The 3,775-nt window shown below is 58.2% G+C and carries 4 protein-coding genes; 2 read left to right on the top strand and 2 right to left on the bottom strand.

Translation table 11 applies throughout. From position 1 onward, the window contains the following. Both AC1DRJ_RS21300 and AC1DRJ_RS21295 read right to left on the bottom strand, forming a co-directional pair. A partial coding sequence (locus AC1DRJ_RS21300) for a YbgA family protein (RefSeq protein WP_477803877.1) occupies positions 1 to 827 on the bottom strand: 827 nt, incomplete at its 3' end. A gap of 218 nt (positions 828 to 1,045) precedes the next feature. Beyond that, positions 1,046 to 2,032: an NAD(P)/FAD-dependent oxidoreductase gene (locus AC1DRJ_RS21295; RefSeq protein WP_477803876.1), complete on the bottom strand. Its 987-nt coding sequence runs from the start codon at positions 2,030 to 2,032 to the stop codon at positions 1,046 to 1,048. A gap of 196 nt (positions 2,033 to 2,228) precedes the next feature. Here AC1DRJ_RS21295 and AC1DRJ_RS21290 point away from each other — a divergent pair, with 196 nt between their 5' ends. Continuing rightward, positions 2,229 to 3,131: a TIGR01777 family oxidoreductase gene (locus AC1DRJ_RS21290; protein ID WP_477803875.1), complete on the top strand. Its 903-nt coding sequence runs from the start codon at positions 2,229 to 2,231 to the stop codon at positions 3,129 to 3,131. A gap of 13 nt (positions 3,132 to 3,144) precedes the next feature. Beyond that, positions 3,145 to 3,775: ferrochelatase (gene hemH, locus AC1DRJ_RS21285; protein WP_477803874.1), on the top strand; the 631-nt coding region annotated here is incomplete at its 3' end.

Raw genomic sequence — 3,775 nt, 5'->3', positions numbered from 1 at the left:
TGACGGTACTGGCCGATAATGTGCTGCACTTCCTGTTTGTCTTCAGGGCTGATGACTTGCTTGAGGTAGCCACTGATATGTTGCAAGACATTGGTGTGGGTGCGACGTGTGGCGCATTTTTTCAATGCCGCCATCAATGCACTGAAGTAGCGCGGGCCCAGTTCGTCGGGGGTGGTCTGACTCATGTTACCCAGCAAATTGCCCAGGGTTTTGTATTGCACCGGGTTATGCGCCATCAGCAGGTATTTGTAGCGCGAGTGGAATTCGGTGAGGCTGCGGCGGGTAAGGCCTTCTTGCAGCAATTGCTGCCAGGCGCTGTAAGCGAACACGCGGGTGAGGAAATTTTCCCGCAGCACCGGATCGTTGAGCCGACCGTCTTCTTCTACCGGCAAATCAGGGTGCAGTGCGCAGAACGCCTGGGCATAGACACCTCGACCACCACCCTCCACCGGCACACCGTTGACGTGATAGACCTTTACCCGTTCCAGTCCGCAGGACGGAGATTTCTGCATGAAGATGTAGCCGCAGATATCGTTCAACTGACTGGCCATTGTCTGGCCGTACTCGGTGAGCGGCCGAGTGACATTCAGTTCGGCGTGAACGCTGCCTACGGCTTCGGGGTGTTGCGGGTCGCCCACAAGGCGGATCGGCTCACGGGGGATGCCGAGACCAATGGCGACTTCCGGGCATACTGCGATGAAATCGAAATAGTCAGTGAGGGTCTGACTGCACAGGCGTGATGCCTTGTGCCCGCCGTTGTAGCGAACTTCGGCCCCCATCAAGCAAGCGCTGATAGCGATCTTCGGTTTCACGGGGGCGTGGATCATCAGAGCACCTCGAATCTAAACCTGTACAGAGTGATGGTTCTGTACAGCATGACTTCATCATAGATTCAAAGGTGTACAAGTCAAACATTTTGTATAAGTTTTGTAATGGGCAATGAAGACCTTGTGGGCTCGCTCCCACAGGGTCTAGTATTTTTTCGCGGTTTTACGGTTGGGCTGCTGTCCACTTCGACAGCAGCAATTGATGCGGGTCGATGCGGTTACTGCAGGTGTTCTTGCAAGCGACGAGCAGCCTCCTGACCGCTGAGCCAAGCGCCTTCGACACGACCGGACAGGCACCAGTCGCCGCACACATACAGGCCCAGGTCGGCATCGGCGAGCGCGCCCCATTCATGGCTGTTGGCGGGGCGGGCATAGAGCCAGCGATGGGCGAGGCTGAAGCTCGGGGCGGGCATGGAGTCGTGCAACAGTTCGGCGAATGCGCCGTGCAATTGCTCGATCACGGCCTCCTTGGACAAGTCGATATGTTGCCGGCTCCAGGCGCTGGTCGCGTGCAACACCCAGGTGTCCAGGGTGTTGTCGCGTCCCGGTTTGCTGCGGTTGCGGGCCAGCCAGTCGAGGGGGCTGTCCTGCACGAAACAGCCTTCCATAGGCGTGTCCAGCGGTGTTTCGAAGGCCAGGGCGACGGCCCAGGTCGGGTCCATTTTTACCCCGGCAGCGACCCCGGCCAGCTTCGATGCAGCCGCCAGCAGCGCGGTGGCTTGAGGCGCGGGTGTGGCGATCACCACGTGACTGAACGGACCGTGGGTGAAGCCTTCGGCGTCCTGCAAATGCCAGTGTTCTTCGCCGCGATAGACTTCGGTGATCCGGCAAGCGAACTGTACTTCCAGATCGCCGAGCAGGCCGCGGGTGATGGCGCTCATGTGCGGCGTGCCTACCCAGCGCGTCTGTTCGTCCGGTGACAGGCTGAGTTGGCCGCCGTGGTAGGTGTAGAGCTGAGGCGTCCACTCGGCGACCCAGCCGTTGGCTTGCCAACGCTGGACTTCGGTGACGAAGCGGCGGTCGCGGGCAGTAAAATATTGCGCGCCCATGTCCAGAGCACCCGCATCGCTGCGCTTGCTCGACATGCGTCCGCCACTGCCGCGGCTTTTATCGAAAAGCTGGACGACATGCCCTTTATCAGTCAGGGCTTGAGCGGCTGAGAGCCCGGCGATGCCGGTGCCGATGATTGCGATAGGTACAGTCATAGGGGCCTCGTTTACCTTTCTGTACAGACTACGCCGTAGGTTCACCCTGTACAATATTGTTTTTTGGTATAACTTTTAGCGTTCTCGATCTGACAGCTTGGCCTATTGTTAAACACAGAGCCTGCCCGATACCAAAGATCCCTGCTTATAAAAATAGACTAGTGATCAGGGTTAAACGCCACGCGAGGAAGAAGTCATGCACATATTGCTGACAGGCGGTACTGGTTTGATAGGACGTCAACTCTGCCAGCACTGGTTGAGTCAGGGACATCGTCTGACGGTCTGGAGTCGCAAGCCTGAAAAAGTCGCGAAAACCTGCGGCACGCAAGTGCGTGGTATTACCCGGTTGGAGGACATCGATCAGTCCCCGCTGGACGCCATTATCAATCTGGCAGGCGCGCCGATTGCCGACCGGCCCTGGACTCACAAGCGCAAGGCGTTGCTCTGGAGCAGCCGCATCACCCTGACAGAAACGTTGCTGGCTTGGCTCGAAAAACGTGAGCAAAAACCTTCCCTGTTGATTTCCGGTTCGGCGGTGGGCTGGTATGGCGATGGGGGAGAGCGTGAGTTGACCGAGGCTTCACCCCCTGTCATCGATGATTTCGCCAGCCAGTTGTGCATCGCCTGGGAAGAAACCGCCCAGCGTGCCGAGGCTTTGGGCGTTCGGGTTGTGCTCGTTCGTTCCGGGTTGGTGTTGTCGGCCGAGGGCGGTTTTTTGTCGCGGCTTTTGCTGCCATTTAAACTGGGGTTGGGCGGGCCGATAGGCAATGGTCGGCAGTGGATGCCATGGATCCATATCAACGATCAAATCGCCTTGATTGATTTTCTTCTGCATCAGAAAGACGCCAGCGGTCCTTATAATGCGTGCGCACCCAAACCGGTGCGTAATCGCGAGTTTGCCAAGACACTAGGCAGCGTGCTGCACCGCCCGACGTTCATGCCGATGCCGGCCTTGGCCTTGAAAGTAGCGCTGGGTGAGTTGTCATTGTTGCTGTTGGGTGGTCAGAAGGCCCTGCCGGTTCGCTTGCTGGAAGCGGGTTTTACATTCCAGTTCACTAATTTGCACGCGGCCCTGGACGATCTGTCCAGCCGCCTCTGACATAGGACGTTGCATGACCGATCACGCATTGCTTCTGGTTAACCTGGGTTCACCTGCCTCCACGTCGGTGGCGGATGTGCGCAGCTACCTCAATCAATTTCTGATGGACCCGTATGTGATCGACTTGCCATGGCCAGTGCGACGCTTGCTGGTGTCGCTGATCCTGATCAAACGCCCGGAGCAGTCAGCCCACGCCTACGCGTCGATCTGGTGGGAGGAGGGCTCGCCCCTGGTTGTGCTCAGCCGTCGCCTGCAACAGGCCATGACGGCGCAGTGGACCCACGGTCCGGTGGAGTTGGCGATGCGCTACGGCGAACCGTCGATTGAAACGAAGCTGGTGCAGCTGGCCGCTCAGGGCCACAAAAGAATCACCCTTGCGCCGCTGTATCCACAGTTCGCCGACAGCACTACCACGACAGTGATCGAAGAAGCCAAGCGCGTGCTGCGCGAGAAAGGACTCGAACTGCAACTGTCGATTCTCCAGCCATTTTACGATCAGCCGGAATACCTCGATGCGCTGGTGGCCAGCGCGAAGCCCTATTTGCAGCAGGATTACGATCACTTGTTACTGAGCTTCCACGGTTTGCCGGAGCGGCACCTGACCAAACTCGATCCGACGGGGACGCATTGCTTCAAGAATGAGG

It is taken from the genome of Pseudomonas sp. P5_B2 (genome assembly GCF_056400445.1).
The sequence above is the reverse complement of the archived record's forward strand: the minus strand, read 5'-3'. Positions and strand labels throughout refer to the sequence as shown.

Coding starts and splice junctions, on each gene's coding strand:
- AC1DRJ_RS21295 (WP_477803876.1), bottom strand. CDS start 2,032: ATGACTGTACCTATCGCAATCATCGGCACCGGCATCGCCGGGCTCTCA.
- AC1DRJ_RS21290 (WP_477803875.1), top strand. CDS start 2,229: ATGCACATATTGCTGACAGGCGGTACTGGTTTGATAGGACGTCAACTC.